This is a genomic window from Burkholderia sp. LS-044 (genome assembly GCF_004803625.1).
GTDB lineage: Bacteria > Pseudomonadota > Gammaproteobacteria > Burkholderiales > Burkholderiaceae > Burkholderia > Burkholderia cepacia.
This window is the reverse complement of the sequence record NZ_SSWO01000010.1, coordinates 67,634-90,710: the sequence shown is the minus strand read 5'-3', so window position 1 is coordinate 90,710 and position 23,077 is coordinate 67,634. Positions and strand designations below refer to the sequence as shown.

25 protein-coding genes are annotated in these 23,077 nt (G+C 68.2%); 11 read left to right on the top strand and 14 right to left on the bottom strand.

What is annotated here, in order from left to right; translation table 11 throughout:
• Positions 1 to 42 precede the first annotated feature (42 nt).
• Positions 43 to 795 carry a glycosyltransferase family 2 protein gene (locus E9536_RS24825; protein WP_048020453.1) on the bottom strand — a complete coding sequence of 251 codons (753 nt, stop codon included), beginning with the start codon at positions 793 to 795 and terminating at the stop codon, positions 43 to 45.
• A 246-nt stretch (positions 796 to 1,041) separates the two neighbouring features.
• Here E9536_RS24825 and msbA point away from each other — a divergent pair, with 246 nt between their 5' ends.
• Together msbA and E9536_RS24815 are read left to right on the top strand one after the other, a co-directional pair.
• The gene (gene msbA, locus E9536_RS24820) at positions 1,042 to 2,793 is read left to right on the top strand and encodes a lipid A export permease/ATP-binding protein MsbA (protein ID WP_247873505.1); all 1,752 of its coding nucleotides are present in this window, start codon (positions 1,042 to 1,044) and stop codon (positions 2,791 to 2,793) included.
• 94 nt (positions 2,794 to 2,887) lie between these two features.
• A complete protein-coding gene (locus E9536_RS24815) occupies positions 2,888 to 3,268 on the top strand; it encodes an RcnB family protein (protein ID WP_059688858.1) in 381 nt (126 codons plus the stop codon).
• A 56-nt stretch (positions 3,269 to 3,324) separates the two neighbouring features.
• Here the strand turns inward: E9536_RS24815 and E9536_RS24810 are convergent, their stop codons facing one another.
• The 4 genes from E9536_RS24810 to E9536_RS24795 form a co-directional block, all read right to left on the bottom strand.
• Positions 3,325 to 3,891, bottom strand: coding sequence for an FUSC family protein (locus E9536_RS24810; protein WP_027786826.1), 567 nt, complete (start codon positions 3,889 to 3,891; stop codon positions 3,325 to 3,327).
• Between the two features lie 41 nt (positions 3,892 to 3,932).
• The gene (locus tag E9536_RS24805; protein ID WP_124534217.1) at positions 3,933 to 5,201 is read right to left on the bottom strand and encodes an MFS transporter; all 1,269 of its coding nucleotides are present in this window, start codon (positions 5,199 to 5,201) and stop codon (positions 3,933 to 3,935) included.
• Entirely contained in the window at positions 5,198 to 6,160 is a 963-nt protein-coding gene (locus tag E9536_RS24800) for a PRC-barrel domain-containing protein (RefSeq protein ID WP_027786828.1), read from the bottom strand. The genes E9536_RS24805 and E9536_RS24800 overlap by 4 nt, the downstream gene beginning before the upstream one ends.
• Positions 6,161 to 6,458: 298 nt before the next feature.
• Positions 6,459 to 6,794, bottom strand: a complete 336-nt coding sequence (locus tag E9536_RS24795) for a 50S ribosome-binding protein YggL (RefSeq protein ID WP_027786829.1) — start codon at positions 6,792 to 6,794, stop codon at positions 6,459 to 6,461.
• Positions 6,795 to 7,126: 332 nt separating this feature from the next.
• Here E9536_RS24795 and E9536_RS24790 point away from each other — a divergent pair, with 332 nt between their 5' ends.
• On the top strand, positions 7,127 to 7,507 hold the full coding sequence (locus E9536_RS24790; protein ID WP_136471118.1) for a DUF1493 family protein: 381 nt from the start codon (positions 7,127 to 7,129) through the stop codon (positions 7,505 to 7,507).
• Positions 7,508 to 7,524: 17 nt separating this feature from the next.
• On the opposite strand, the gene rng is transcribed toward E9536_RS24790, so the two are convergent.
• The 9 genes from rng to upp form a co-directional block, all read right to left on the bottom strand.
• Positions 7,525 to 8,994, bottom strand: coding sequence for a ribonuclease G (gene rng / locus E9536_RS24785; RefSeq protein WP_021161094.1), 1,470 nt, complete (start codon positions 8,992 to 8,994; stop codon positions 7,525 to 7,527).
• 8 nt (positions 8,995 to 9,002) lie between these two features.
• Positions 9,003 to 9,635, bottom strand: coding sequence for a Maf family protein (locus E9536_RS24780; RefSeq protein ID WP_136471040.1), 633 nt, complete (start codon positions 9,633 to 9,635; stop codon positions 9,003 to 9,005).
• A 51-nt stretch (positions 9,636 to 9,686) separates the two neighbouring features.
• On the bottom strand, positions 9,687 to 10,157 hold the full coding sequence (rlmH, locus tag E9536_RS24775) for a 23S rRNA (pseudouridine(1915)-N(3))-methyltransferase RlmH (RefSeq protein ID WP_006484265.1): 471 nt from the start codon (positions 10,155 to 10,157) through the stop codon (positions 9,687 to 9,689).
• Between the two features lie 25 nt (positions 10,158 to 10,182).
• Complete coding sequence (gene rsfS, locus E9536_RS24770) at positions 10,183 to 10,629, bottom strand: ribosome silencing factor (protein ID WP_027786832.1); 447 nt, start codon at positions 10,627 to 10,629, stop codon at positions 10,183 to 10,185.
• Between the two features lie 4 nt (positions 10,630 to 10,633).
• Positions 10,634 to 11,335, bottom strand: coding sequence for a nicotinate-nucleotide adenylyltransferase (locus E9536_RS24765; RefSeq protein ID WP_060193461.1), 702 nt, complete (start codon positions 11,333 to 11,335; stop codon positions 10,634 to 10,636).
• A 41-nt stretch (positions 11,336 to 11,376) separates the two neighbouring features.
• A complete protein-coding gene (gene hemF, locus E9536_RS24760; protein ID WP_060357720.1) occupies positions 11,377 to 12,297 on the bottom strand; it encodes an oxygen-dependent coproporphyrinogen oxidase in 921 nt (306 codons plus the stop codon).
• Positions 12,298 to 12,415: 118 nt separating this feature from the next.
• Complete coding sequence (gene purD / locus E9536_RS24755; RefSeq protein WP_021161100.1) at positions 12,416 to 13,693, bottom strand: phosphoribosylamine--glycine ligase; 1,278 nt, start codon at positions 13,691 to 13,693, stop codon at positions 12,416 to 12,418.
• A gap of 104 nt (positions 13,694 to 13,797) precedes the next feature.
• Complete coding sequence (locus tag E9536_RS24750) at positions 13,798 to 14,526, bottom strand: YebC/PmpR family DNA-binding transcriptional regulator (RefSeq protein WP_011352741.1); 729 nt, start codon at positions 14,524 to 14,526, stop codon at positions 13,798 to 13,800.
• Positions 14,527 to 14,743: 217 nt separating this feature from the next.
• On the bottom strand, positions 14,744 to 15,394 hold the full coding sequence (upp, locus tag E9536_RS24745; RefSeq protein ID WP_011352740.1) for a uracil phosphoribosyltransferase: 651 nt from the start codon (positions 15,392 to 15,394) through the stop codon (positions 14,744 to 14,746).
• A 229-nt stretch (positions 15,395 to 15,623) separates the two neighbouring features.
• Here upp and E9536_RS24740 point away from each other — a divergent pair, with 229 nt between their 5' ends.
• The 8 genes from E9536_RS24740 to kdpC all read left to right on the top strand — a co-directional run bounded on the left by E9536_RS24740 (position 15,624) and on the right by kdpC (position 22,963).
• Entirely contained in the window at positions 15,624 to 16,403 is a 780-nt protein-coding gene (locus E9536_RS24740) for an SDR family oxidoreductase (RefSeq protein ID WP_027786835.1), read from the top strand.
• A gap of 55 nt (positions 16,404 to 16,458) precedes the next feature.
• The gene (locus E9536_RS24735) at positions 16,459 to 16,851 is read left to right on the top strand and encodes a methylglyoxal synthase (protein WP_059697949.1); all 393 of its coding nucleotides are present in this window, start codon (positions 16,459 to 16,461) and stop codon (positions 16,849 to 16,851) included.
• Between the two features lie 193 nt (positions 16,852 to 17,044).
• Positions 17,045 to 18,019 carry a quinone oxidoreductase gene (locus E9536_RS24730; RefSeq protein ID WP_059688483.1) on the top strand — a complete coding sequence of 325 codons (975 nt, stop codon included), beginning with the start codon at positions 17,045 to 17,047 and terminating at the stop codon, positions 18,017 to 18,019.
• A gap of 192 nt (positions 18,020 to 18,211) precedes the next feature.
• The gene (locus E9536_RS42560) at positions 18,212 to 18,334 is read left to right on the top strand and encodes a hypothetical protein (protein ID WP_279628091.1); all 123 of its coding nucleotides are present in this window, start codon (positions 18,212 to 18,214) and stop codon (positions 18,332 to 18,334) included.
• On the top strand, positions 18,331 to 18,423 hold the full coding sequence (gene kdpF / locus E9536_RS24725; protein ID WP_006752209.1) for a K(+)-transporting ATPase subunit F: 93 nt from the start codon (positions 18,331 to 18,333) through the stop codon (positions 18,421 to 18,423). The genes E9536_RS42560 and kdpF overlap by 4 nt, the downstream gene beginning before the upstream one ends.
• Entirely contained in the window at positions 18,420 to 20,225 is a 1,806-nt protein-coding gene (kdpA, locus tag E9536_RS24720) for a potassium-transporting ATPase subunit KdpA (protein ID WP_027786840.1), read from the top strand. The genes kdpF and kdpA overlap by 4 nt, the downstream gene beginning before the upstream one ends.
• 46 nt (positions 20,226 to 20,271) lie before the next feature.
• Positions 20,272 to 22,356 carry a potassium-transporting ATPase subunit KdpB gene (kdpB, locus tag E9536_RS24715; RefSeq protein WP_060357719.1) on the top strand — a complete coding sequence of 695 codons (2,085 nt, stop codon included), beginning with the start codon at positions 20,272 to 20,274 and terminating at the stop codon, positions 22,354 to 22,356.
• 25 nt (positions 22,357 to 22,381) lie between these two features.
• Complete coding sequence (gene kdpC, locus E9536_RS24710) at positions 22,382 to 22,963, top strand: potassium-transporting ATPase subunit KdpC (RefSeq protein ID WP_027786842.1); 582 nt, start codon at positions 22,382 to 22,384, stop codon at positions 22,961 to 22,963.
• Positions 22,964 to 23,077: the final 114 nt, after the last annotated feature.

Here is a 23,077-nt window from a genome sequence, read left to right as displayed (position 1 = left end):
CCGGCATTGTAACGCCGCGCCGGTCGCGTGCCGGGCGGGCGCTCAGCGCGCCCGTTCGTGGCCGAGCTTCAGGAACCGGTAATACACGGTTTCCGCGTTGAACACGGCGATCATGAAGCCGGCGCGGCCGTCGAGGAAGCCGCGCCGCAGCACGTAGGTGCGCACGAACGCCCAGGCGCCGCGCGCGAGCGCCTTGCCGAAGCCGCCGCGCTGGCCGGCCGCGCGGCGCTGGCGCGCGCCGGCCGTCGAATACGCGTCGAGCTTGCGCACGACGGTTTCGAAATCCTCGTACGAGTAGTGCATCAGCTTGCCGGACAGGCGCTGCGCCGCGCCATCGAACACGAGGCGTTCGTGCACGAGATCGTCCGAGAAGCGCGCGCAGCCGCGCCGGAACAGGCGCGGCACCCAGTCCGGATACCAGCCGCTGTGATGGATCCACTGGCCGCAGAAGCTCGACAGCCGGTCGACCGCGTAGACCTGCGCGTTCGGTGCGCGGATCGTGTCGCGGATCGACTGCGCGAGTTCAGGCGTGACGACTTCGTCGGTATCGAGGGACAGGATCCAGTCGGTGTCGAGCGCGTCGAGCGCGCGGTTCTTCTGCGGGCCGAAGCCCGGCCAGTCGCGCTCGACGATCACGCGCGCGCCGTGCGCCTGCGCGATCGCGACGGTATCGTCGGTGCTGCCGCCGTCTATGACGACGACGTCGTCGGCGAACGACAGCGCGGCAAGGCACTGCGCAAGCCGCGCGGACGCATTGAGGGCGATGAGGGCGACGCCGAGGGAGGGTTCAGCCATGAAATCGTCGGAAAGGCGGAGAAAACGGTGAGCGGCAGTATACCCGCGGGCCGGCCGCCGGCCGTGTCGGCCCTGCGTCGGCCCCGTGTCGGCCATGACCGTGCCCGCCGGGGCGGTGCGGCTATAATGTTGAGCCCTTTTCGGCACCCGCCCGACAGGGGCGACCTCCCGGGCGGCCATGCCCGGGCGCCGCTTCGCGGCTCAAGAAGGATTGCCTTGGAAACCCAGAACACTCTTCGCAAACCGATGGACGGCACGGGCACCTCGCCCGTGACGGTCCTCAAGCGCCTGTGGCCGTACATCCGGCCGCTGATCGGCATCGTGGTGCTCGCCGTGATGACGATGGGCGTCGTCGCGGCCACCGAGGCCGGTATCCCGGCGCTGCTCAAGCCGCTTCTCGACCACGGCTTCGGCGCGCACGGCAGCGACCGTGCGAAATGGTACGTGCCGATCGCGGTGATCGGCCTCGCGCTCGTGCGCGGCATGTCCCAGTACACGTCGAATTACCTGCTCAACTACGTATCGAACCGCATCCTGCTGCAACTGCGGCTCGAGATGTTCCAGCGGATGATCCATACCGGCGCATCGTTCTTTCAGCGCGAAACCGCGAGCACGGTGATCAACGCGATCGTGTTCGAGGTCAACCAGATCCTGTCGGTGCTGACGGGCGTGATGGTCACGCTGGTGCGCGATTCGCTGACGGTGATCTTCCTGCTCGGCTACCTGTTCTACCTGAACTGGCGGCTCACGCTGATCGTCGCGGTGATCCTGCCGGGCATCGGCTGGCTCGTCAGCAAGATCAACCGCCGCCTGCGCCGCCTGAACCGCGAGCACCAGACGCTGACCAACGAGCTGTCGTACATCGTCGAGGAGACGGTCGGCGGCTACAAGGTCGTCAAGGTGCACAACGGCGAAGCGTACGAGATCGACCGCTTCACGCAGATGAGCAAGCGCCTGCGCGGCTACGCGATGCGCATGACGGTTTCCGGCGGCCTCGCTCAGCCGCTCACGCAGTTCCTCGCGTCGATCGCGCTCGCGGTCGTGATCACGATCGCGGTCGTGCAGTCGTCGAACGACCAGACGACGGTCGGCGGCTTCGTCGCGTTCGTCACGTCGATGCTGCTGGTGATCTCGCCGCTCAAGCACCTGATCGACGTCAACCAGCCGCTGCAGCGCGGGATGACGGCCGCCGAGCTGATCTTCGGGCTGATCGACGAGCCGGCCGAGCCGCAGGGCGGCGGCCGGCTGTTGCCGCATGCGCGCGGCGAGATCGAGTTCCGCAACGTGTCGTTCGACTACGGCGCGACCGAGCGGCCGACGCTCGACCGCATCTCGTTCAAGGTCGCGCCGGGTGAAATGATTGCGCTCGCGGGGCCGTCCGGCAGCGGCAAGACGACGCTCGTGAACCTGCTGCCGCGCTTCTTCGACCCGACCGACGGCGCGATCCTGGTCGACGGCGTGCCGGTGGCCGACTACGACCTCCACGCGCTGCGCGGCCAGATGGCGATGGTCAGCCAGGACGTCGTGCTGTTCAACGACACGATCGCCGCGAACGTCGCGTACGGGCAGACGCCCGACCGCGCGCGCGTGCAGGCCGCGCTCGAGGCCGCGAACCTCGCCGATGCGGTCGCCGCGATGCCCGACGGGCTCGACACGCTCGTCGGCGGCAACGGGATGCGGCTGTCCGGCGGCCAGCGCCAGCGGCTCGCGATCGCGCGTGCGATCTACAAGGACGCGCCGATCCTGATTCTCGACGAAGCGACCTCGGCGCTCGACTCGGAATCGGAGCGCCACGTGCAGGCCGCGCTCGAACGGCTGATGGAAGGCCGCACGACGCTCGTGATCGCGCACCGGCTGTCGACGATCGAGCGCGCGGACCGCATCCTCGTGCTCGAGGCCGGCAAGATCGTCGAAGAGGGCAGCCACGACGAATTGCTGCGCCACGGCGGCCTCTACGCGCACCTGCACCGGATCCAGTACCAGCAGCAGGCGGCGTAACGCGCGGTTACGTAGCCGCGCGATACCGTGTGCTAGTCTTCATCGGGCAGTTCGAGTGGTTTCGTTCGACGTGACGACACGGAGGGAACGCACGATGAAGAAGATGCACGGGATGATGCTGGCCGCGGTGATCGCGGCGGGTTTCGCCGCACCGGCCGCGATGGCGCAGGACCACGACAACCACCACGACCAGGGCGGCCACGGCATGCAGCGCGGCCACGGCCCGAAACACATGCCGCCCGGCCAGATGCGTCATGAGGACGACGTGCCGCCGCGCTGGGCCGACCAGCCGCGCCGCGAGTGGCACAAGGGCGACCGGCTTCCCCCCGAGTTCCGCGATCGCCAGTACGTGATCGACGACTGGCGCGGCTATCACCTGAGCCCGCCGCCGCGCGGCTATCAATGGGTCGGCGTCGGCGGGGATCACCTGCTGGTGCAGATCGGTTCCGGCATCGTGCTGCGGATCGGCGGCTGACCTTGCCGATCGTCCGGCGCGTATCGCGATGCCGCGATGCGCGCCGGGCAGCCGCGTCACTTTGCCGCTGCGTGGCGGAACCAGCGGCGCTCGATTCTCGACATCACCCAGCACACGCCCAGCGCACACACGGTGCCGAGCGTCACTTCACCGAGGCGCATCAGCGGAACGTCCCACAGCGGGCCGTTGCCCGGAAACAGCAGCACGATCGTCGCGGTTACGCCGCCGAGCCGTGCCGCGCTGCCGACGTTCAGGCACCAGCAGCAGACGATCACGACCGCGACGGTAATCGCATACGCGACGAGGCGGTCGCCGCCGAGTGCCGCGCCGGCGAAGCCGAGCACGCCGCCGACCATCGCGCCGATGAACTGGTCGCGCGACAGCGACATCGTGTCCGAGTAGTTGTGCTGCGTGACGGCGATCGCGGTGATCGCCGCCCACACGGCCTGCTCGGTATGCATCGCGCGGCCGATCACGTAGGCGAGGCATGCGCTGCACACGGCCTGCAGCGCCATCAGTCCGCCTTGCGCGAGCCGTTCGCTGAATGACAGCCCCTTGAACAGATCGAAGATCGACTGCTGGATCTGCTGGCGGGCTTCGTTGAGTGTCCTGATCGTATCCATCATGCGTTGACCTGGAAGCGGGTAGCGGCGGCGCGCGGGCGTCAGTGCGCCTGTTCGGGCGATGCGGCGGCCGGTTCGTCGGCTGCCGCGTCGCCGTTCTCGACGCGCGTTTCGGGCATCACGAGCCAGACCAGCAGCACGGCCAGCGCGCCGGCGCCCGCGAGCCCGAAGAAGCTGACGGCATTCCCGAAATGATCGGCGACGTAGCCGGCAGCCGCGGTGCTGAGCGTCGCGCCGATCCCGGCCGCGAGCCCGAACAGCCCGATGCACAGGTTGTAGCGTCCCTTGCCGCCCGCGACGTCGGCCGCGATCAGCGGCAGCATCACGCCGAACACGGCGGCGCTGATGCCGTCGAGCATCTGCACCGGCACCAGCAGGTACGGGCTGCTCACGCCCGCGAACAACAGCGCGCGCACCGGCAGCGCGGAGAAGCCGAGCAGCAGGATCGGCCGGCGCCCCCAGCGCTGCGCGGAGCGGCCGACCCACGGCGACAGCATCGCGACGATCGCCTGCGGCACGATGATGCACGCGGCGATCACGAGCTGCACGTTCTCGCCCATCCCGGCCGTGACCTCACCGGCCGCGAGGTTCAGCATCGCCGCGTTCGACAGGTGGAACAGCACGACGCACGCCGCGAAGATCAGCATCCGGCGGTCGCGCAGCAGTTCGAGCAGTGTCTCGCGTTCGCCTGATTCGTCGCGGTCGCCGTGGTCGTCGGGCTTCGACGATTGCGGGATCACTTCGTGCGTCGGCTGGATCATCGCGAGTGCGAACAGCGCGGGCAACGCCAGCACGGCGGTCAGCCAGAACACCGCACGCGCGGAGAAGTATTCGCCGGTGAGCCCCATCAGGCCCGCCGCGACCGCGCTGCCGATCGATGCCCAGCGCGCATTGCGGCCGAGCCGGTCGCCGAGGTCGGCGCGGCCGACGAGCGAGAACGAGATCGCGGCCATCGCCGGCACGAGCATGCAGCTCGCGAAACCGTGGAACACCTCGGCGGCGATCACCGGCACGATCGTCGGGCTCGACGCGAGCAGCACTGCGGACAGGATGATGGCCGCGATCGCCCACGCGGCCGCGCCTTTCTTGTTCTTCAGCGCATCGACGGCCGCGCCGCCCGGCACCTGGCTGACCATCGCGCTGATCGTGCCGATCGACAGCACCATGCCGATCTCGCCCTGCGTCCACTTGTGCGACGCGAGGTAGGACGCGATGAACGGACCGAACCCTGTTTGAACGTTTGCAACGAAAAAGTTGAGCCAGTCGAGGGACCGGAGACTGCGTACGCTGACGGAATGCTTGATCGTCATCGGGTCGCACTCGCAGACGAAGCCGGTGCCGGGGCAACGGGCGGGTAGACCGCGACGATCGGCTTGTCGGCCGCGTAGGGCGGCGACGCCTTGATCTGTGCGTCGTTCAGGTCGAGCTGCGGACGCAGCGCCTTGTCGCGCGTGACGAAGCGCAGCGCGCCCCAGCTCGCGGCGATCGAACGGCGGTCGGTATTGACGAGCCCGCCGAGGTCGAGCACGACAGCCTGCGGCTGCGACGCGCGGTCGATCAGCACGTCGACGATGCGGCCGATCTTCGTGCCGTTCGGGCGCTCGACGTCGCTGTCGAGCAATGGCAGGCGCGTCGCGGGCGAGGCCGCGGCCGAACCTGACAGCGGCACGGCCTTGGGCCGCGCGGCCGGCGGCAGGTCGCCCGACGGCACGTCGAGCACGATCGGCTCCTGTTTGCCGCCCGGCGTGAAGCGGAACACGTTCCACGGGAAGATGACCTTGCGGTCGCCGACGCCCATGAAGCCCTGCAGGTTGACGACCATCTCGCGCGGCTTGCCGCTCGCGTCGGTCACCATGTCGACCGCGCGGCCGATCACCTTGCCGTTGCGGCGCGCGACTTCGCTGTCGAGCAGCGCATGGATCTGCGTGCGGTCGAGCGGGCGCGTCGCGACGATCGGCGCGGGCGGTGGCGGCGGCGGAGTCGGCGATTCGGGGCGCTGCACGGGCTTCGGCCGCGTGACTTCGCGGTGCGGCTTTTTCGGCGCTTCCGGCCCTTCCGGCTGCGTCGGCGCCGGCACGGGCGGCATCGTCAGCGGTTCGCCGGCGGTTTCCTGGATGGGCTCGACGAGCGCCTCGCTGATCGGCGCGGGCGGATTCTGGACCGGCAGCAGCCCGCAGCCGGACAGCAGCGCGGCGGCGGCGAGAATCAGGAAGACCGTCGAGGACGGCAACGACTTGCGGGATGCGGGAAACGGAAGTCCGCCGCTCATTGACACTCACTCCATGGGTCGGGGGCGGCCCGAGGGCACGCGGCTGGCGATGGATGGCGGGTGCGGGCGGCGCACCACGCGAGGGGAGATTTTAACGTGTCTTCCTTTCAGGGCCGATTTCGACGGCTTGCTGGAGGCGGACTGTCGGGAAAAGGTAGGGATCGGCGGCGGTCGCGTCGCCGTGGGGCGACGGGGAAGCGACCGGGCGAGGGGCCGTGCGCATGGGTGCCGGCCCGGCCTGCCGCCGTCATGGCGGGCAGGCGCGGGCGCTGCATGAAAGCAGGGGGAAACCGGGGCGTCAGGCTTCCGGGTACCACGCGTCGGAGAATTCGCTGACCTGCACGTCGGTCAGTTCCGGACGGGCGGCGAGCCAACCGCGCACGAGTTCGCGATCGGCGTCGGTCGTCGTGCCGCGCGGTGCGCCGGAGATCACGTACGCGCCGATGCCTTCGTCCGCCGACGCGACGGTCAGCAGACCGTTCGCTTCGACGAAGTCGATGAACGCGTCGATCAGCTGGCCGCGTTCGAGGTCGGTCAGTTCGTTGCGGTAGTGCGCGGTTGCGTTGAACGCGAGTTCCTGGAATTCGCCGATGTGGAGTTTCTTGCGCTGGCGGCGGTTGTGGCCTTGGCTCATGGTGTGTGGTGAGTGAATGAGAGGGGAATGGATCGTGCGGCCGGAGGCGGCAGCGAAAGGATGACGCATGGCGCCGTCTCGATCGCGTGTCATCGCGGAGGCGATCGTGAAACCATTCGTGAACATTGACGCGATGGGCGTTTCGTGATGCGGCTTGGCCCGGCGGCTCATCGCGCGCATGACCGAATGATACAGGGACGGCGGGCTGCCTCGGCTTTGCTATGGCCGGCGGCTACTCGAACGACAACGAGGGTCGCATGTCGGACGATCGCAATGCGTTCATTGGACGTATCGATCTCGAGGCGGGCGGCCTGTTTTTCCGGGATTCTGAAATGCCGACCGATATGTGGAAAAAGCCGGCCGCATTCACGCGCGAAGAACTGGGTCGCCCGTTGTTCGGCGGCGAACTGAAGATCGCTCCGTCGTCACGCCTCGAAGAGGATCTGTATGTGACCGGAATCGACGCAATCGAATTTATCGACAAGTGGGCCGAAACGTTTGGCGTGCAGGCCGGCGATTTTCCCTGCGGCCGCTATTTCGGCCCGGAGGAACAGGATAGGGTGACGACGTTTCTCGCGATGTTTTCCGAGCGTTATCGCAAACCACCGCGCGTGCCGTTGACGCTCGGCATGCTGGAGGAAGCGATGCGGCTCGGCCGTTGGGACAGCAATGCGATCGAGCCGGCCGCAACGCTAACCGCTCACACGAAATAACCGGACTCGAACGGCCGTTACATCAGCACGATGTCGTACTGCTCCTGGCTCAAATTCGACTCAACCTGCAGCGACACCGGCTTGCCGATGAAGTCGATCAGCATCGCGAGATGTTGCGATTCCTCATCGAGGAACAGGTCGATCACCTGCTGCGCGGCGATCACGCGGAATTCGCGCGGGTTGAATTGCCGCGACTCACGCAGGATCTCGCGCAGGATGTCGTAGCACACGGTACGCGACGTTTTCACCTGGCCCTTGCCCTGGCAGGTCGGGCACGGTTCGCACAGCACGTGCGCGAGCGATTCGCGCGTGCGCTTGCGCGTCATCTCGACGAGCCCGAGCTGCGAGAAGCCGTTGACCGTCACGCGCGTGCGGTCGCGCGACAGCGCCTTCTTCAGCTCGGACAGCACCGCGTCGCGATGCTCGGCGTTCTCCATGTCGATGAAGTCGATGATGATGATCCCGCCGAGGTTGCGCAGCCGCAGCTGCCGCGCGATCGTGTGCGCGGCCTCGAGGTTGGTCTTGAAGATCGTGTCGTCGAAGTTGCGCGCACCGACGTAACCGCCCGTGTTCACGTCGATCGTCGTCATCGCCTCGGTCTGGTCGATCATCAGGTAGCCGCCCGACTTCAGGTCGACACGGCGCGACAGTGCGCGCTGGATCTCCGTCTCGATGTTGTACAGGTCGAACAGCGGCCGTTCACCCGTGTAGTGGTGCAGCTTCGGGCTCACGGCCGGCGTGAACTCGGCCGCGAATTCGGACAGGCGCTGGTAGGTCTCGCGCGAATCGACCTGGATGCGCGTCGTGTCGTCGTTCGCGAAATCGCGCAGCACGCGCTGCGCGAGATCGAGATCCTGGTACAGCAGGCTCGTCGCCGGCAGCCGCTGCGCCTGCCCGACGATCGTCGCCCACGTCTTGCGCAGGTACGTGACGTCGCCGGCGAGTTCGTCGGAGGTCGCATCCTCGGCGATCGTGCGCACGATGTAGCCGCCTTTCTCGTCCGGCGGGATCACGGCGGTCAGCCGTGCGCGCACGGCTTCGCGCTCGGCCTCGCTCTCGATCTTCTGCGAGATGCCGATATGCGGCTCCTGCGGCAGGTAGACGAGCGTGCGGCCCGCGATGCTGACCTGCGTCGACAGCCGGGCGCCTTTCGTGCCGATCGGATCCTTGATCACCTGGACCATCAGCGTCTGGCCCTCGAACACGGTCTTTTCGATCGGCTGGTGCGGCGTGCCCGACTGCGGCTCGCCTGCGAGGCGCGGATGCCAGATGTCGGCGACGTGCAGGAACGCCGCGCGCTCGAGGCCGATGTCGATGAATGCCGACTGCATGCCGGGCAGCACGCGCACGACCTTGCCGAGATAGATGTTGCCGACCCGCCCGCGCGACAGCGTGCGCTCGACGTGAAGCTCCTGCACCGCGCCTTGCTGGACGAGTGCGACCCGCGTTTCCTGCGGCGTGAGGTTGATCAGGATTTCTTCGTTCATGGTGGGATTCAGAAGGCGACACGCACGGCGCGCAACAGCGCCGCGGTCTCAAAAAGGGGCAGACCCATGATACCTGAATGGGAACCGTCGATTCGCTCGATGAACTCGGCGGCGCGCCCCTGGATCGCATACGCGCCGGCCTTGCCGAACGGCTCGCCCGATTCGACGTAGCGTGCATATGCATCGCGCGACGCGGCCGCGAAGCGCACCGACGAGCGCGACAGCGCGGGCGGCAGCAGTTGGCCGTCGGCATCGATCACGGCGACGGCCGTCAGCACTTCGTGTTCGCGGCCCGCGAGGCGGGTGAGCATCGCGAGCGCGTCGTCGGCGTCGGCCGGCTTGCCGAGGATCGCGCCGTCGATCGTGACGGTCGTATCGGCGACCAGCACCGGCGAGGCCGGCTTGCCGCTCGCGACGAGGCGCGCACGCGCGGCCTCGGCCTTGGCGACGGTCACGCGCCGCACGTAGGCATCGGCGGCTTCGCCGGGCAGTTCGGCCTCGAGCGCTTCGGCGTCCTCGTCGGGGCGCGGCAGCAGCAGCTCGAAGCGTACGCCGATCTGCTGCAGCAGCTCCTGGCGGCGCGGGCTTTGTGAAGCGAGGTAAAGGGTCGGGAAAAGTGCGGGGGACGTGCTGGACGGCATGGTGTCGTTATCTCGGTGAGCGCGCGAGGCGCGCGTCTCGAGGACGACACGTCATGCGCGGTGGTAGGGGTGATTCTGCGTGATGCTCCACGCCCGGTAAAGCTGTTCGGCGAGCAGCACGCGCACCATCCCGTGCGGCAGCGTCATGCTCGAGATGCGCAGCAGCACGTCGGCACGTGCTTTCAGTTCCGGATCGAGCCCGTCGGCACCGCCGATCACGAACGCGACGTCGCGGCCGTCCTGCTGCCAGCCGGGCAGCGCCTGCGCGAGCTGCATCGTGGTCCAGTCGCGGCCGCGCTCGTCGAGCGCGACGAGGCGCGCGCCCTTCGGCAACGCGGCCTCGATCTTCTGCCGCTCGGCCGCCATCACGCTCTCGGCGCTGCGGCCGCCCGAACGCAGTTCGGGCTTGATCTCGCGCAACTCGATGCGCAGTTCCGGCGGCATCCGCTTCGTGTATTCGTCGAAGCCGGACGCGATCCAGCCCGGCATCTTGTGGCCGACCGCAAGAATGAAAAGCTTCATCGGGAGACGCGTAACGACTCGGGGCTCAACGGCGGCGGGCGGCCGTCTTGCGCGCCGGGCGTGCGGGCGCGGCTTCTTCCTCGTCCTCGTCGCCTTCGCTGGCCGTGGCGAAGCCGTTCCCCTTGCCGCCGCCGAGCTTCATCCGCACGGGCTTGTCGCCCCAGATTTCCTCGAGGTTGTAGTACTGGCGCAGGGCCGGCTGCAGGATGTGCACGACCGCGTCGCCGCAGTCGACGAGCACCCATTCGCCGGTGTCTTCGCCTTCGGAGCTGACGATGTCGCCGCCGGCTTCCTTGACCTTGTCACGCACGCTCGACGCGAGGGCCTTGGTCTGGCGGTTGGAGGTGCCCGAAGCGACCACCACGCGGTCGAACAGTTCGGTCAGGTGGCTGGTGTTGAACACCTTGATGTCTTGCGCCTTGACGTCTTCGAGGGCGTCGACGATCACGCGCTGCAGTTTGCGAATATCCATGGATTCAGGAATGGTAGAGGCGATGTTGAAGAATATAGGCCCATACGGCGGCCGGCACATGCTCGGCCGATGCGTCGGGCATTTGTGCATGGCGCGCGATGCATTCGCGCAGGTGTGCGCGGATGTCGGTCGCGGCGATGTCGAACGAAAGGGTCGTATCGATCAGCAGGTGGCCGCCCGGCGTGGCCTTCAGCACGTCGGCGCCGGCCTGCCGCGCGGCGATTTCCCGCGCGACGTCCGGCGGCGCCGCGCCGAGATCGAAGCCCGGGCGCGTCGACACGCAGATGTGCGCGTAGTCGAACAGCGTGCGCCAGTCGCGCCACGTGTCGAGGCGCACGAGCTGGTCGGCGCCGATCAGCAGCGACAGCGACGCGTCCGGGCCGATCCGCGCGCGCCAGCGCGCGAGCGTCTCGACCGTGTAGGTCGGGCCGGCGTGCTCGATCTCGTCGGTGGCGACGGTCACGGTCACGCCCGGCAGGGACAGCGAGCCGGCGGCCGCGCGGGTCATCGCGAGCCGATGCTCGGCGGCCGACACGTCGCGCTTCTGGTACGGCTGCCCGGCGGGCAGCAGCACGAGTTCGGTCAGGCCGAGCAGCCCGGCGAACCGGCGCGCGAGCGCGAGATGGCCGTCGTGGATCGGGTCGAAAGTGCCGCCCAGCAAGCCGATACGACGCGGCAGCGGGGCGGGGCGGGCGATGGTGTCCAGAAAAACGTGTCCTGTTCTTGGGGCGGCGAGGCGCGGCGGGCTCAGACCCAGTCGCGCGGCACGAGGAACTCGCTCAGGCGCGCTTCCGGCGAGCCCGGCTCGGGCTGCCAGTTGTAGCGCCAGTTCGCGACCGGCGGCATCGACATCAGGATCGATTCGGTCCGGCCGCCGCTTTGCAGGCCGAACAGCGTGCCGCGGTCGAACACGAGGTTGAATTCGACGTAGCGGCCGCGCCGGTAAGCCTGGAAGTCGCGCTCGCGCTCGCCGTACGGCAGCGCGGCACGACGCTCGACGATCGGCAGGTAGGCGTTCAGGAACGCGTCGCCGACGCTTTGCATCATCTCAAACGAGCGTTCGAATCCGGGCTCGGAGAAATCGTCGAAGAAGATCCCGCCGACGCCGCGCGTCTCGTTGCGGTGCTTCAGGAAAAAATACTCGTCGCACCACGCCTTGAAACGCGGATAAAGCTCGGCGCCGAACGGATCGAGCGCGTCCTTGCAGGTCTGGTGGAAATGCCGCGCGTCGTCCTCGAACGGATAAACCGGTGTCAGATCCATCCCGCCGCCGAACCAGAAGACCGGCGCCTCGCCGGGTTTCGTCGCGATCAGCATCCGCACGTTCATGTGCACGGTCGGGCAGTACGGATTGCGCGGGTGCAGCACCAGCGACACGCCGAGCGCCTCGAAGCCGCGGCCGGCCAGCTGCGGACGCGCGGCGCTCGCCGACGGCGGCAGCGCGTCGCCCGCGACGTCGGAAAAACCGATCCCCGCGCGCTCGAACACGCGGCCGCCTTCGAGAATCCGCGTGCAGCCGCCGCCGCGCAGGCGCTCTTGCGGCCCGCGCTGCCACGCATCGGTCGCGAGCGGCGTGCCGTCGAGCGCGCCGAGCGCGTCGGCGATGCGTGTCTGCAGGCCCTGGAGGTACGTGCGCACGCGCGTCACGTCGTAGGTCGAATCGGTCATGTCTGGACTGGGTGCCCCCGTGCGAAGCGGGGGCCGTGAAAAAGGCATCTGCCGGGCATTCTATCGAACCCCGGCAGAGGACCCGCCGCCGCGCGAGGGCGGGGCGGCGGTTGCAACGTTACGCGCTCTTGCGGTTGAGCGCGCGGAAGCCGATGTCGCGGCGGTACTGCATGCCTTCGAAATTGATCTGGTTGATCGTGTCGTACGCATGCTGCTGCGCTTCGCGCACCGAATCGGCAAGGCCGACCACGCACAGCACGCGGCCGCCGGACGTCGTCAGCTTGTCGCCGTCGAGCGTCGTGCCCGCATGGAACGTGACCGCCTGTTCGGTCTCGGCCGGGATCCCGTTGATGCGGTCGCCCTTGCGCGGCGCGTCCGGATAACCGTGCGCGGCCAGCACGACGCCGAGCGCGGTGCGGCGGTCCCAGTCGAGCTCGACCGTGTCGAGCGTGCCCGCGATCGCCTGCTCGACGACCTTCGAGAAATCGCTCTTCAGGCGCGCCATGATCGGCTGCGTTTCCGGGTCGCCCATCCGGCAGTTGAACTCGAGCGTGCGCGGATTGCCTTCCTTGTCGATCATCAGGCCCGCATACAGGAAGCCCGTGAAGCGGATGCCGTCCTTCTCCATCCCGCGCACGGTCGGCATGATGATCTCGCGCATCACGCGTGCGTGCATCTGCGGCGTGACGATCGGCGCGGGCGAATACGCGCCCATGCCGCCGGTGTTCGGGCCGCGATCCTCGTCGAGCAGGCGCTTGTGGTCCTGGCTGGAAGCCAGCGCCAGCGCGTGCTTGCCGTCGACCATCACGATGAAGCTGGCTTCCTCGCCGTCGAGGAATTCCTCGATCACGACGCGCGCGCCGGCGTCGCCCAGCTTGTTGCCCGACAGCATCATGTCGACGGCCTGATGCGCTTCTTCCAGCGTCATCGCGACGACGACACCCTTGCCGGCCGCGAGGCCGTCGGCCTTCACGACGATCGGCGCACCCTTCGCGTCGATGTACGCGTGCGCGGCGGCGACGTCGGAGAACGTTTCGTACTCGGCGGTCGGGATGCCGTGGCGCTTCATGAACGCCTTCGCGAAATCCTTCGAGCTCTCGAGCTGCGCGGCTTCGCGGGTCGGGCCGAAGACCTTCAGGCCGCGTGCGCGGAACAGGTTGACGATGCCGGCCGCGAGCGGCGCTTCCGGCCCGACGAGCGTGAACGCGACGCCTTCGCTTTCCGCGAAATCGGCGAGTTCGTCGAGCGCCGTGATGTCGACGTTCTTCAGACGCTCGTCCTGTGCCGTGCCGCCATTGCCGGGCGCGACATAGACCATCTGGACGCGCGGCGACTGCGCGAGCTTCCACGCCAGCGCATGTTCGCGGCCGCCGGAACCGACGACGAGTAGTTTCATGGGATTCCCCGCAGACTAGAAAACAGGGCGGCCGGCACGCTCAGGCGCGCCGGCCGCGGATTCGATCGGGCCGCCGCCGCAAAGGGTGCGCGGCGGCCGGCATCTCATTCCTCGACGATGACGGCGTTCGTATACACGTCCTGCACGTCGTCGAGGTTCTCGAGCGCGTCCAGGAGCTTCTGCATCTTCGCTGCGTCGTCGCCGGTGAATTCGACTTCGTTCTGCGGCTTCATCGTCACTTCGGCGAGTTCGGCCTTGAAGCCGCCGGCTTCGAGCGCGTCCTTCACCGCCGAGAATGCCTGCCAGTCGCACAGCACTTCGATCGAGCCGTCGTCGTTCGTGTTCACGTCGTTCGCGCCGGCCTCGAGCGCGGCTTCCATCAGCGCGTCTTCCGACGTGCCGGGGGCGAACAGGAACTGGCCGACGTGATCGAACATGAACGCGACCGAGCCGTCGGTGCCCATGTTGCCGCCGAACTTCGAGAACGCGTGGCGGACTTCCGCGACCGTGCGGGTGCGGTTGTCGGTCAGCGTGTCGACGATGATCGCCGCGCCGCTGATGCCGTAGCCTTCGTAACGGATTTCCTCGTAGTTCGCGCCGTCCGCGCCGCCGACGCCGCGATCGATCGCGCGCTTGACGTTGTCCTTCGGCATGTTCGCGTCGGCCGCCTTGTCGACCGCGAGACGCAGGCGCGGGTTCGAGTTGACGTCGCCGCCGCCGAGGCGCGCCGCGACCTGGATTTCCTTGATCAGGCGGGTCCAGATCTTGCCGCGCTTCGCGTCGGCCGCTGCCTTCTTATGCTTGATGTTGGCCCATTTCGAATGACCAGCCATACCTTTCTCCGTGCCCGGGCGCGCAGCGCGGGCGATTGTTTCAATGTGTCGTTGAGTCGGCGGCCGTGTCGGCGGGCATGAAGCCGCGGGGCCGCGCGTGTCGAGTGGATCGAGATTTTATCACGCGGCGACCGCCGGATCGGGGCCGCCGCGCATGGCCGAACGGCCGGGTGGGCCGCCGCGAGCCGGGCCGCGCGCCGCGCGGCCGTGCCGGGGCTCAGTTCTTGGTGCCGAACAGGCGGTCGCCCGCGTCGCCCAGGCCCGGCACGATGTACGCGTGCTCGTTCAGGTGCGAATCGAGCGACGCGACGAACAGCTTCACGTCGGGGTGCGCGTCCTGGAACACCTGCACGCCTTCGGGCGCGGCCACCAGCGCGACGAACATGATGTTCGCGGCCGGCACGTTGCGGCGTTTCAGCACGTCGACCGCGTGCACGGCCGAGTAGCCGGTCGCGACCATCGGGTCGCACAGGATGAAGATGCGGTCTTCCAGATCCGGCAGGCGCACCAGGTATTCGACCGGGCGATGGTCGTCGGCGCGGTACACGCCGATATGGCCGACACGCGCGGAGGGCACCAGATCGAGCAGGCCGTCCGACATCCCGATGCCCGCGCGCAGCACCGGCACGATCGCCAGTTTCTTGCCCGCGATCACCGGCGCGTCGACCTCGACGAGCGGGGTTTCGACCCGCTTGGTGGTAATCGGCAGGTTGCGGGTGATCTCATAGCCCATCAGCAGCGTGATTTCGCGCAGCAGCTCGCGGAACGTGCGGGTGGACGTGTCCTTGTCGCGCATGTGCGTGAGCTTGTGCTGGATCAGCGGGTGATCGGTGATGAAGAGATTCGGGAAACGGCTGTCCTGTTTCATGACGGGGCGCCTTGGCGGCAAAAGAGGATCGGGGGCGGGGGCGGGCGCAAGCCGGCCGCGCGCTTATGTCCGCAATTTTACCAAGGCGCGCCGCATGATCCGGATAATATCGACGTCTCACGACAATCCGCGCGCCTGCGCCCGCCCGTTCGCCTGCCTGGCCCGCCCGTGGTCCGGGCGCCGAAGCAGCCGGGCCGCGCCGGTGCGTGTCGCCACCAAGGAATCGACGATGGATCTCGGCATCGAAGGAAAGACCGCGCTCGTGTGCGCGGCAAGCAAGGGGCTCGGTCGCGGCTGCGCGGAAGCGCTGGCCGCGGAGGGCGTGAACCTCGTGATCGTCGCGCGCACGCGCGACACGCTGGAGGAAACCGCGGAGGAGATCCGCGCCGGCGCGAACGTGTCGGTGACCGCGGTCGCCTGCGACATCACGACGCCGGACGGGCGTGCGGCCGCGCTCGCCGCGTGCCCGCAGCCGGACATTCTCGTGACGAATGCGGGCGGCCCGCCGCCCGGCGACTTCCGCGACTTCTCGCACGACGACTGGATCCGTGCGCTCGAATCGAACATGCTGACGCCGATCGAGCTGATCCGCGCGACCCTCGACGGGATGATCGCGCGCCGCTTCGGTCGGATCGTCAACATCACCAGTTCGGCAGTGAAGGCGCCGATCGACGTGCTCGCGCTGTCGAACGGCGCGCGCTCGGGGCTGACCGGCTTCGTCGCGGGGCTGTCGCGCAAGGTCGCGGGGCAGGGCGTGACGATCAACAACCTGCTGCCGGGCCTGTTCGACACCGACCGGATCGCGACCACGCTCACCGCGTCGGCGAAGGCGCAGGGCGTGACGGTCGACGAGATGCGCGCGCGGCGCACGAAGGAGATCCCGGCCGGCCGCCTCGGCACGCGCGCAGAGTTCGGCGCGGCGTGCGCGTTCCTGTGCAGCGTGCATGCCGGCTACATCACCGGGCAGAACTGGCTGCTCGACGGCGGCGCGTATCCGGGCACGTTCTGACGCGCGTGTCTCGAATCACGATCACGACAACAACCGAACGACGAAGGAACCGGAGATGAGCAAAACCCGCATCGCCTTGATTGCGCACGACGCGAAGAAGGACGAGATCGTCGCGCTCGCGGGCGAATACCGCGCGACGCTCGCGCAATGCCGGCTGGTCGCGACCGGCACGACGGGCGGCCGCATCGCGGACGCGCACGGGCTGGAGGTCGAGCGCAAGCTGTCGGGGCCGCTCGGCGGCGACCTGCAGATCGGCGCGGAACTGGCGGACGGCCGCGTGGACATCGTCGTGTTCCTGCGCGACCCGATGACCGCGCAGCCGCACGATCCCGACATCACCGCGCTCGTGCGCGCGTGCGACGTGCACGACGTGCCGGTCGCGACCAACGTCGCGACGGCGCGGATGCTGCTCGACGATCTGGCGCGGAACATGCAGGACCGCTGCTAGGGCCAGCGCAGGCCCTGGCCCGCAGCGTGGCCCGATTGCCCCTGTTGCGGGCAGGGCCATGCACGGACGGCGGCGTCGGGCGAGAATCGTGCGTCGCGACGCGCCTGCCGCCGGCTGTTGCCTGCATCGGTCGGCGCCGTGCGTCGGCGATCCGACCATTTCCCTGACCGACAGACAGACAAGGAGCGAAACGATGCCGAAAGCAATCCGATACGACCAGCCGGGCGGCCCGGACGTGATGAAGTGGGTCGATGTCGAGGTCGGCGAGCCGAAGGCGGGTGAAGTCCGCATTCGGCAGCACGCGGTCGGGCTCAACTACATCGACGTGTATTTCCGCACCGGCCTTTATCCGCAGCCGCTGCCCGGCGGTCTCGGGATGGAGGCGGCGGGCGAGGTGACGGCCGTCGGCGAAGGCGTGACCGCGCTCAAGGCGGGCGACCGCGTCGCGTACGTCGGGCAGCCGCCGGGCGCGTATGCGCAGGAACGCGTGATGCCGGCCGAGCGGCTTGTGAAGCTGCCGGACGGCATCAGCTACGACGACGCGGCGTCGGTGATGCTGCAGGGCCTGACCGCGCACTACCTGCTGCGCCGCACGTACCCGGTGAAGGCCGGCGACACGATCCTGATCCACGCGGCGGCCGGCGGCGTCGGCCTGCTGGTGTGCCAATGGGCGAAGGCGCTCGGCGCGACCGTGATCGGCACGGTCGGCTCCGACGAGAAAGCCGCGCTCGCGAAGGCGCACGGTTGCGACCATCCGATCGTCTATACGCGCGAGAACTTCACGCAGCGCGTGAAGGAGATCACGAACGGCGCGGGCGTGCCCGTCGTCTACGACTCGATCGGCAAGGACACCTACATCGGCTCGCTTGACTGCCTCGCGCCGCTCGGCTACTTCGTCAGCTTCGGCAACGCGTCGGGCCCGCTGCCGGCGATCGATTCGAAGGAGTTCTCGTCGCGCGGCTCGCTGTTCTTCACGCGGCCGACGCTGTTCTCGTACATCGCGAAGCGCGCCGATCTCGAATCCGCGGCCGCCGAGCTGTTCGACGTGATCCTGTCGGGCAAGGTGAAAACCAGCATCAACCAGCGCTATCCGCTCGCGGAAGTCGGCCGCGCGCATGCCGACCTCGAGTCGCGCAAGACCACCGGCTCGACGATCCTCGTTCCCTGATACATCCCTTCGTGCCGGCATCATGTCGGCACGCCCTCCCGGCGGGCGGCACCGGCGTGTCGCCCGTCCTGCCCATCGTTCCGCCCGCCGTTCCCCGCCGCCCGCGTTTACACGTTTTTTATACCCGCCCCGATACCTTTGACCCGTCCTTTACGTGCGTTCCCATAAGGTTCTAGTCGTCTGATTTCGACGATGGAGAACAAAAAAATGGATGGGGTTTTCATCGGCGCACTGGTGCTCTTCACCACGCTGATCCTCGGTTTGGTTGCCGGTTGCGACAAGCTCGTGCAATACGGTCGCGGGGGGCGAGCATGACCTGGATGCTCTGGCTGGCGGGCGCCTCGACGGCGCTGCTGTTCGCGTATCTCGTCTTTGCGCTGCTGCGCGCGGAGGACATCGAATGAACGCGAACAACCTGTTTCAGACGCTGCTCTTCGTCGTCGTGCTGCTGGCGGCGGCCGTGCCGGTCGCGCGCTACCTTTCCGCCGTGATGGACGGCAGTTCGCGCGTCGTGCGCGTGTTCGGGCCGCTCGAGCGCGCGCTGTACCGCATTGCCGGCGTCGACGCCGGCAGCGAGATGAACTGGAAGCAGTACGCGATCGCGACGATCGCGTTCAACGCGCTCGGCGCGCTGTTCCTCTACGGCCTGCTGCGCCTGCAGGGCTTCCTGCCCGGCAACCCGCAGCAATTCGGTGCGATGACGGTCGACGGCGCGTTCAACACGGCCGTCAGCTTCGTCACCAACACGAACTGGCAGGACTACACACCCGAGCAGACCGTCAGCTACCTGACGCAGATGCTCGGCCTGACCGTGCAGAACTTCCTGTCGGCGGCGACCGGCATCGTCGTCGTGATCGCGCTGATCCGCGGCTTCGCGCGTCATACCGCGCAGACGATCGGCAACTTCTGGGTCGACCTCACGCGCGTGACGATGTACGTGCTCGTGCCGATGTCGATGATCGTCGCCGCGCTGCTGATGAGCCAGGGCGTGATCCAGAACATGAAGGCGTACCAGGACGTGCCGGTGCTGCAGGCGAGCACCTATGCGGCGCCGAAGCTCGACGCGCAGGGCAATCCGGTGAAGGACGACAAGGGCAACGCGGTCACGGTGCCGACCCCGCTCACGAAGCAGACGCTCGCGATGGGCCCGGTCGCGTCGCAGGAAGCGATCAAGATGCTCGGCACCAACGGCGGCGGCTTCTTCAACGCGAACTCCGCGCACCCGTACGAGAACCCGACGCCGTTCGCGAACTTCCTGCAGATCTTCTCGATCCTGATCATCCCGGCCGCGCTGTGTCTCGTGTTCGGCCGGATGATCGGCGACCGCCGGCAGGGCATCGCGGTGCTCGCGGCGATGACCGTCGCGTTCGTGCTCGCGATCGGCGTCGAGGTGAGCGCCGAGCAGGGCGGCAACCCGACGCTCGCCGCGCTTCACGTCGACCAGTCGACGGGCGCGCTGCAGCCGGGCGGCAACATGGAAGGCAAGGAAACGCGCTTCGGGATCGCGCAGACCGGCATCTTCACGGTCGCGACGACGGCCGCGTCGTGCGGCGCGGTCGACACGATGCACGATTCGCTGACGCCGCTCGGCGGCCTCGTGCCGATGCTGCTGATGCAGCTCGGCGAGGTGATCTACGGCGGGGTCGGCTCGGGTCTCTACGGGATGCTCGTGTTCGCGCTGCTCGCGGTGTTCGTCGCCGGCCTGATGATCGGCCGCACGCCGGAATACGTCGGCAAGAAGATCGAAGCGTACGAGATGAAGATGGTGTCGATCGTCGTGCTGCTCACGCCGCTGCTCGTGCTGGTCGGCACGTCGATCGCCGTGCTCGCCGATGCGGGCAAGGCCGGCATCTCGAATCCCGGCCCGCACGGCTTCTCGGAAATCCTGTACGCGTTCAGCTCGGCCGCGAACAACAACGGCAGCGCGTTCGCGGGCCTGACGGTCGGCACGCCGTTCTACAACTGGATGACCGCGATCGCGATGTGGTTCGGCCGCTTCGGCACGATCGTGCCGGTGCTGGCGATCGCCGGCTCGCTGGCCGCGAAGAAGCGCATCGCGGTGACGAGCGGCACGCTGCCGACGCACGGTCCGCTGTTCGTCGTGCTGCTGCTCGGCACGGTGCTGCTGGTGGGCGCGCTGACCTACGTGCCGGCGCTCGCGCTCGGCCCGGGCGTCGAACACCTGATGATGTGGCTGGGCGCATGACGCGCGGCGACACGTTGAAAAGACTCGAGAGATTGAAGAGATCGCAATGACTCAACATTCCGCAACACGGTCCATGTTCGATCCGGCGCTGCTGCGCCCGGCGATCGTGGACTCGTTCAAGAAACTCACGCCGCGCACGCAGTTCCGCAACCCGGTGATGTTCTGCGTGTACGTCGGCAGCATCCTGACCACGATCCTGTGGATCGCGGCGCTTTCCGGCCAGGCCGAGGCGCCCGCGGGCTTCATCCTCGCGATCGCGCTGTGGCTGTGGTTCACCGTGCTGTTCGCGAACTTCGCCGAGGCGCTCGCCGAAGGGCGCTCGAAGGCGCAGGCCGCGTCGCTGCGCAGTGCGAAGAAGGACGTGATGGCGAAGAAGCTCAACGAGCCGCATCCGAAGTCGCCGATCCGCATCACGACCGCGACCGAGCTGCGTCGTGGCGACGTCGTGCTGGTCGAGGCCGGCGACGTGATCCCGGCCGACGGCGAGGTGGTCGACGGTGTCGCGTCGGTCGACGAATCGGCGATCACCGGCGAATCCGCGCCGGTGATCCGCGAATCGGGCGGCGACTTCTCGTCGGTGACGGGCGGCACGCGCGTGCTGTCCGACTGGATCGTCGTCAAGGTCACCGCGAACCCCGGCGAGGCGTTCCTCGACCGGATGATCGCGATGGTCGAAGGCGCGAAGCGCAAGAAGACGCCGAACGAAATCGCGCTGACGATCCTGCTCGTCGCGCTGACGATCGTGATGCTGCTGGCAACGGCGACGCTGCTGCCGTTCTCGATGTTCTCGGTCGAGGCGATGAAGGCCGGCCACGTCGTGACGATCACCGCGCTCGTCGCGCTGCTCGTGTGCCTGATCCCGACGACGATCGGCGGACTGCTTTCCGCGATCGGCGTGGCCGGGATGAGCCGGATGATGCAGGCGAACGTGATCGCGACGTCGGGCCGTGCGGTGGAAGCGGCCGGCGACGTCGACGTGCTGCTGCTCGACAAGACCGGCACGATCACGCTGGGCAACCGTCAGGCATCGACGTTCGTGCCGGCGCCGGGCGTGACCGAGGAAGCGCTGGCCGATGCCGCGCAGCTGTCGTCGCTCGCCGACGAAACGCCGGAAGGCCGCAGCATCGTGGTACTGGCCAAGGAACGTTTCAACATTCGCCAGCGCGACATGGCGCAGCTGCACGCGACGTTCATCGGCTTCTCGGCGCAGACGCGGATGTCCGGCGTCGACCTCCCCGGCCGCGAGATCCGCAAGGGCGCGGCCGATGCGATCCGCCACTACGTCGAGACGCACGGCAGCCGCTTCCCGGAAGAAGTGCGCCGCGCGGTCGACGAAGTCGCGCGCCGCGGCAGCACGCCGCTCGTCGTGGCCGACCTGCATGACGGTGCGGCGCGCGTGCTCGGCGTGATCGAGCTGAAGGACATCGTGAAGGGCGGCATCAAGGAGCGCTTCGCGGAGCTGCGCAAGATGGGCATCAAGACCGTGATGGTGACGGGCGACAACCGGCTGACGGCCGCGGCGATCGCGGCGGAAGCGGGCGTCGACGATTTCCTCGCGGAAGCGACGCCGGAAACCAAGCTCGCGACGATCCGCGAGCACCAGGCGGCCGGCCGGCTCGTCGCGATGACGGGCGACGGCACCAACGACGCGCCGGCGCTCGCGCAGGCCGACGTCGCCGTGGCGATGAACACCGGTACGCAGGCCGCGAAGGAAGCGGGCAACATGGTCGACCTCGACTCGAACCCGACGAAGCTGATCGAGATCGTCGAGATCGGCAAGCAGATGCTGATGACGCGCGGCTCGCTGACGACGTTCTCGATCGCGAACGACATCGCGAAGTACTTCGCGATCATCCCGGCCGCGTTCGTGACCACGTACCCGCAACTGCGCGTGCTCGACATCATGCACCTGACGTCGCCGGCCTCCGCGATCCTGTCGGCGGTGATCTTCAACGCGCTGATCATCGTCGCGCTGATCCCGCTCGCGCTGAAGGGCGTCACGTACCGGCCGCTCGGCGCCGCGTCGCTCCTGCGCCGCAATCTGCTGGTGTACGGCCTCGGCGGCGTGCTGCTGCCGTTCCCGTTCATCAAGCTGATCGACATGACGCTCGCTGCACTCGGCTGGGCCTGAACCGGCCGCCATTGAAGGAAACATCATGAAAACGTTGATTCGCCCGCTCGTCGTGCTCTTCGTCGTCCTGACCGCCGTGACGGGCCTGGCTTACCCGGCCGTGATGACCGTGTTCGGCCAGGCCGTGTTCCCGTCGCAGGCGAACGGCAGCCTGATCGAGAAGGACGGCAAGCCGGTCGGCTCCGCGCTGATCGGCCAGCCGTTCGATGCGCCGAAGTACTTCTGGGGCCGGCTGTCGGCCACGGCGCCGATGCCGTACAACGCGACCGGCTCCGGCGGCTCGAACCTCGGCCCGCTGAACCCGTCGCTCGCCGACCAGGTGAAGGGGCGCATCGCCGCGCTGCGCGACGCGGGCACCGACATGTCGAAGCCCGTGCCGGTCGACCTCGTGACGGCGTCGGCGAGCGGCCTCGATCCGGAGATCACGCCGGCCGCCGCCGCGTACCAGGTCGAGCGCGTCGCGAAGGCGCGCAACCTGACGCCCGACGCGGTCGCGCAGCTCGTCGCCGCGAACACGACGGGCCGCCAGTTCGGCGTGCTCGGCGAGGCGCGCGTGAACGTGCTGAAGCTGAACCTCGCGCTCGACGCGGCGCAGGCCGCGCACTGAGCGCGTCCGGCAACCGGCGCCCGGCGCGGTCAGCCCCGCGCCGGGCGCGCCTTTTCCCGACGGCGCTTGCGCCGTCTTTGCCTTTTGCGGCGATTTGGAACAACAATGCTCGTA

Bases quoted from the DNA above. Each gene is read 5' to 3' on its own strand.
- rng (WP_021161094.1), bottom strand. From the start codon at position 8,994: ATGAACGAAGAAATCCTGATCAACCTCACGCCGCAGGAAACGCGGGTC.
- E9536_RS24790 (WP_136471118.1), top strand. From the start codon at position 7,127: ATGCCGACCGATATGTGGAAAAAGCCGGCCGCATTCACGCGCGAAGAA.
- E9536_RS24810 (WP_027786826.1), bottom strand. From the start codon at position 3,891: ATGGATACGATCAGGACACTCAACGAAGCCCGCCAGCAGATCCAGCAG.
- E9536_RS24735 (WP_059697949.1), top strand. From the start codon at position 16,459: ATGAGCAAAACCCGCATCGCCTTGATTGCGCACGACGCGAAGAAGGAC.
- E9536_RS24795 (WP_027786829.1), bottom strand. From the start codon at position 6,794: ATGAGCCAAGGCCACAACCGCCGCCAGCGCAAGAAACTCCACATCGGC.
- kdpC (WP_027786842.1), top strand. From the start codon at position 22,382: ATGAAAACGTTGATTCGCCCGCTCGTCGTGCTCTTCGTCGTCCTGACC.
- E9536_RS24730 (WP_059688483.1), top strand. From the start codon at position 17,045: ATGCCGAAAGCAATCCGATACGACCAGCCGGGCGGCCCGGACGTGATG.
- msbA (WP_247873505.1), top strand. From the start codon at position 1,042: ATGGACGGCACGGGCACCTCGCCCGTGACGGTCCTCAAGCGCCTGTGG.
- E9536_RS42560 (WP_279628091.1), top strand. From the start codon at position 18,212: ATGGAGAACAAAAAAATGGATGGGGTTTTCATCGGCGCACTGGTGCTC.
- E9536_RS24805 (WP_124534217.1), bottom strand. From the start codon at position 5,201: ATGACGATCAAGCATTCCGTCAGCGTACGCAGTCTCCGGTCCCTCGAC.
- upp (WP_011352740.1), bottom strand. From the start codon at position 15,394: ATGAAACAGGACAGCCGTTTCCCGAATCTCTTCATCACCGATCACCCG.
- kdpA (WP_027786840.1), top strand. From the start codon at position 18,420: ATGAACGCGAACAACCTGTTTCAGACGCTGCTCTTCGTCGTCGTGCTG.
- kdpB (WP_060357719.1), top strand. From the start codon at position 20,272: ATGACTCAACATTCCGCAACACGGTCCATGTTCGATCCGGCGCTGCTG.
- rsfS (WP_027786832.1), bottom strand. From the start codon at position 10,629: ATGGATATTCGCAAACTGCAGCGCGTGATCGTCGACGCCCTCGAAGAC.
- hemF (WP_060357720.1), bottom strand. From the start codon at position 12,297: ATGACCGATTCGACCTACGACGTGACGCGCGTGCGCACGTACCTCCAG.
- rlmH (WP_006484265.1), bottom strand. From the start codon at position 10,157: ATGAAGCTTTTCATTCTTGCGGTCGGCCACAAGATGCCGGGCTGGATC.
- purD (WP_021161100.1), bottom strand. From the start codon at position 13,693: ATGAAACTACTCGTCGTCGGTTCCGGCGGCCGCGAACATGCGCTGGCG.
- E9536_RS24780 (WP_136471040.1), bottom strand. From the start codon at position 9,635: ATGCCGTCCAGCACGTCCCCCGCACTTTTCCCGACCCTTTACCTCGCT.
- E9536_RS24750 (WP_011352741.1), bottom strand. From the start codon at position 14,526: ATGGCTGGTCATTCGAAATGGGCCAACATCAAGCATAAGAAGGCAGCG.
- E9536_RS24815 (WP_059688858.1), top strand. From the start codon at position 2,888: ATGAAGAAGATGCACGGGATGATGCTGGCCGCGGTGATCGCGGCGGGT.
- E9536_RS24800 (WP_027786828.1), bottom strand. From the start codon at position 6,160: ATGAGCGGCGGACTTCCGTTTCCCGCATCCCGCAAGTCGTTGCCGTCC.
- E9536_RS24740 (WP_027786835.1), top strand. From the start codon at position 15,624: ATGGATCTCGGCATCGAAGGAAAGACCGCGCTCGTGTGCGCGGCAAGC.
- E9536_RS24825 (WP_048020453.1), bottom strand. From the start codon at position 795: ATGGCTGAACCCTCCCTCGGCGTCGCCCTCATCGCCCTCAATGCGTCC.
- kdpF (WP_006752209.1), top strand. From the start codon at position 18,331: ATGACCTGGATGCTCTGGCTGGCGGGCGCCTCGACGGCGCTGCTGTTC.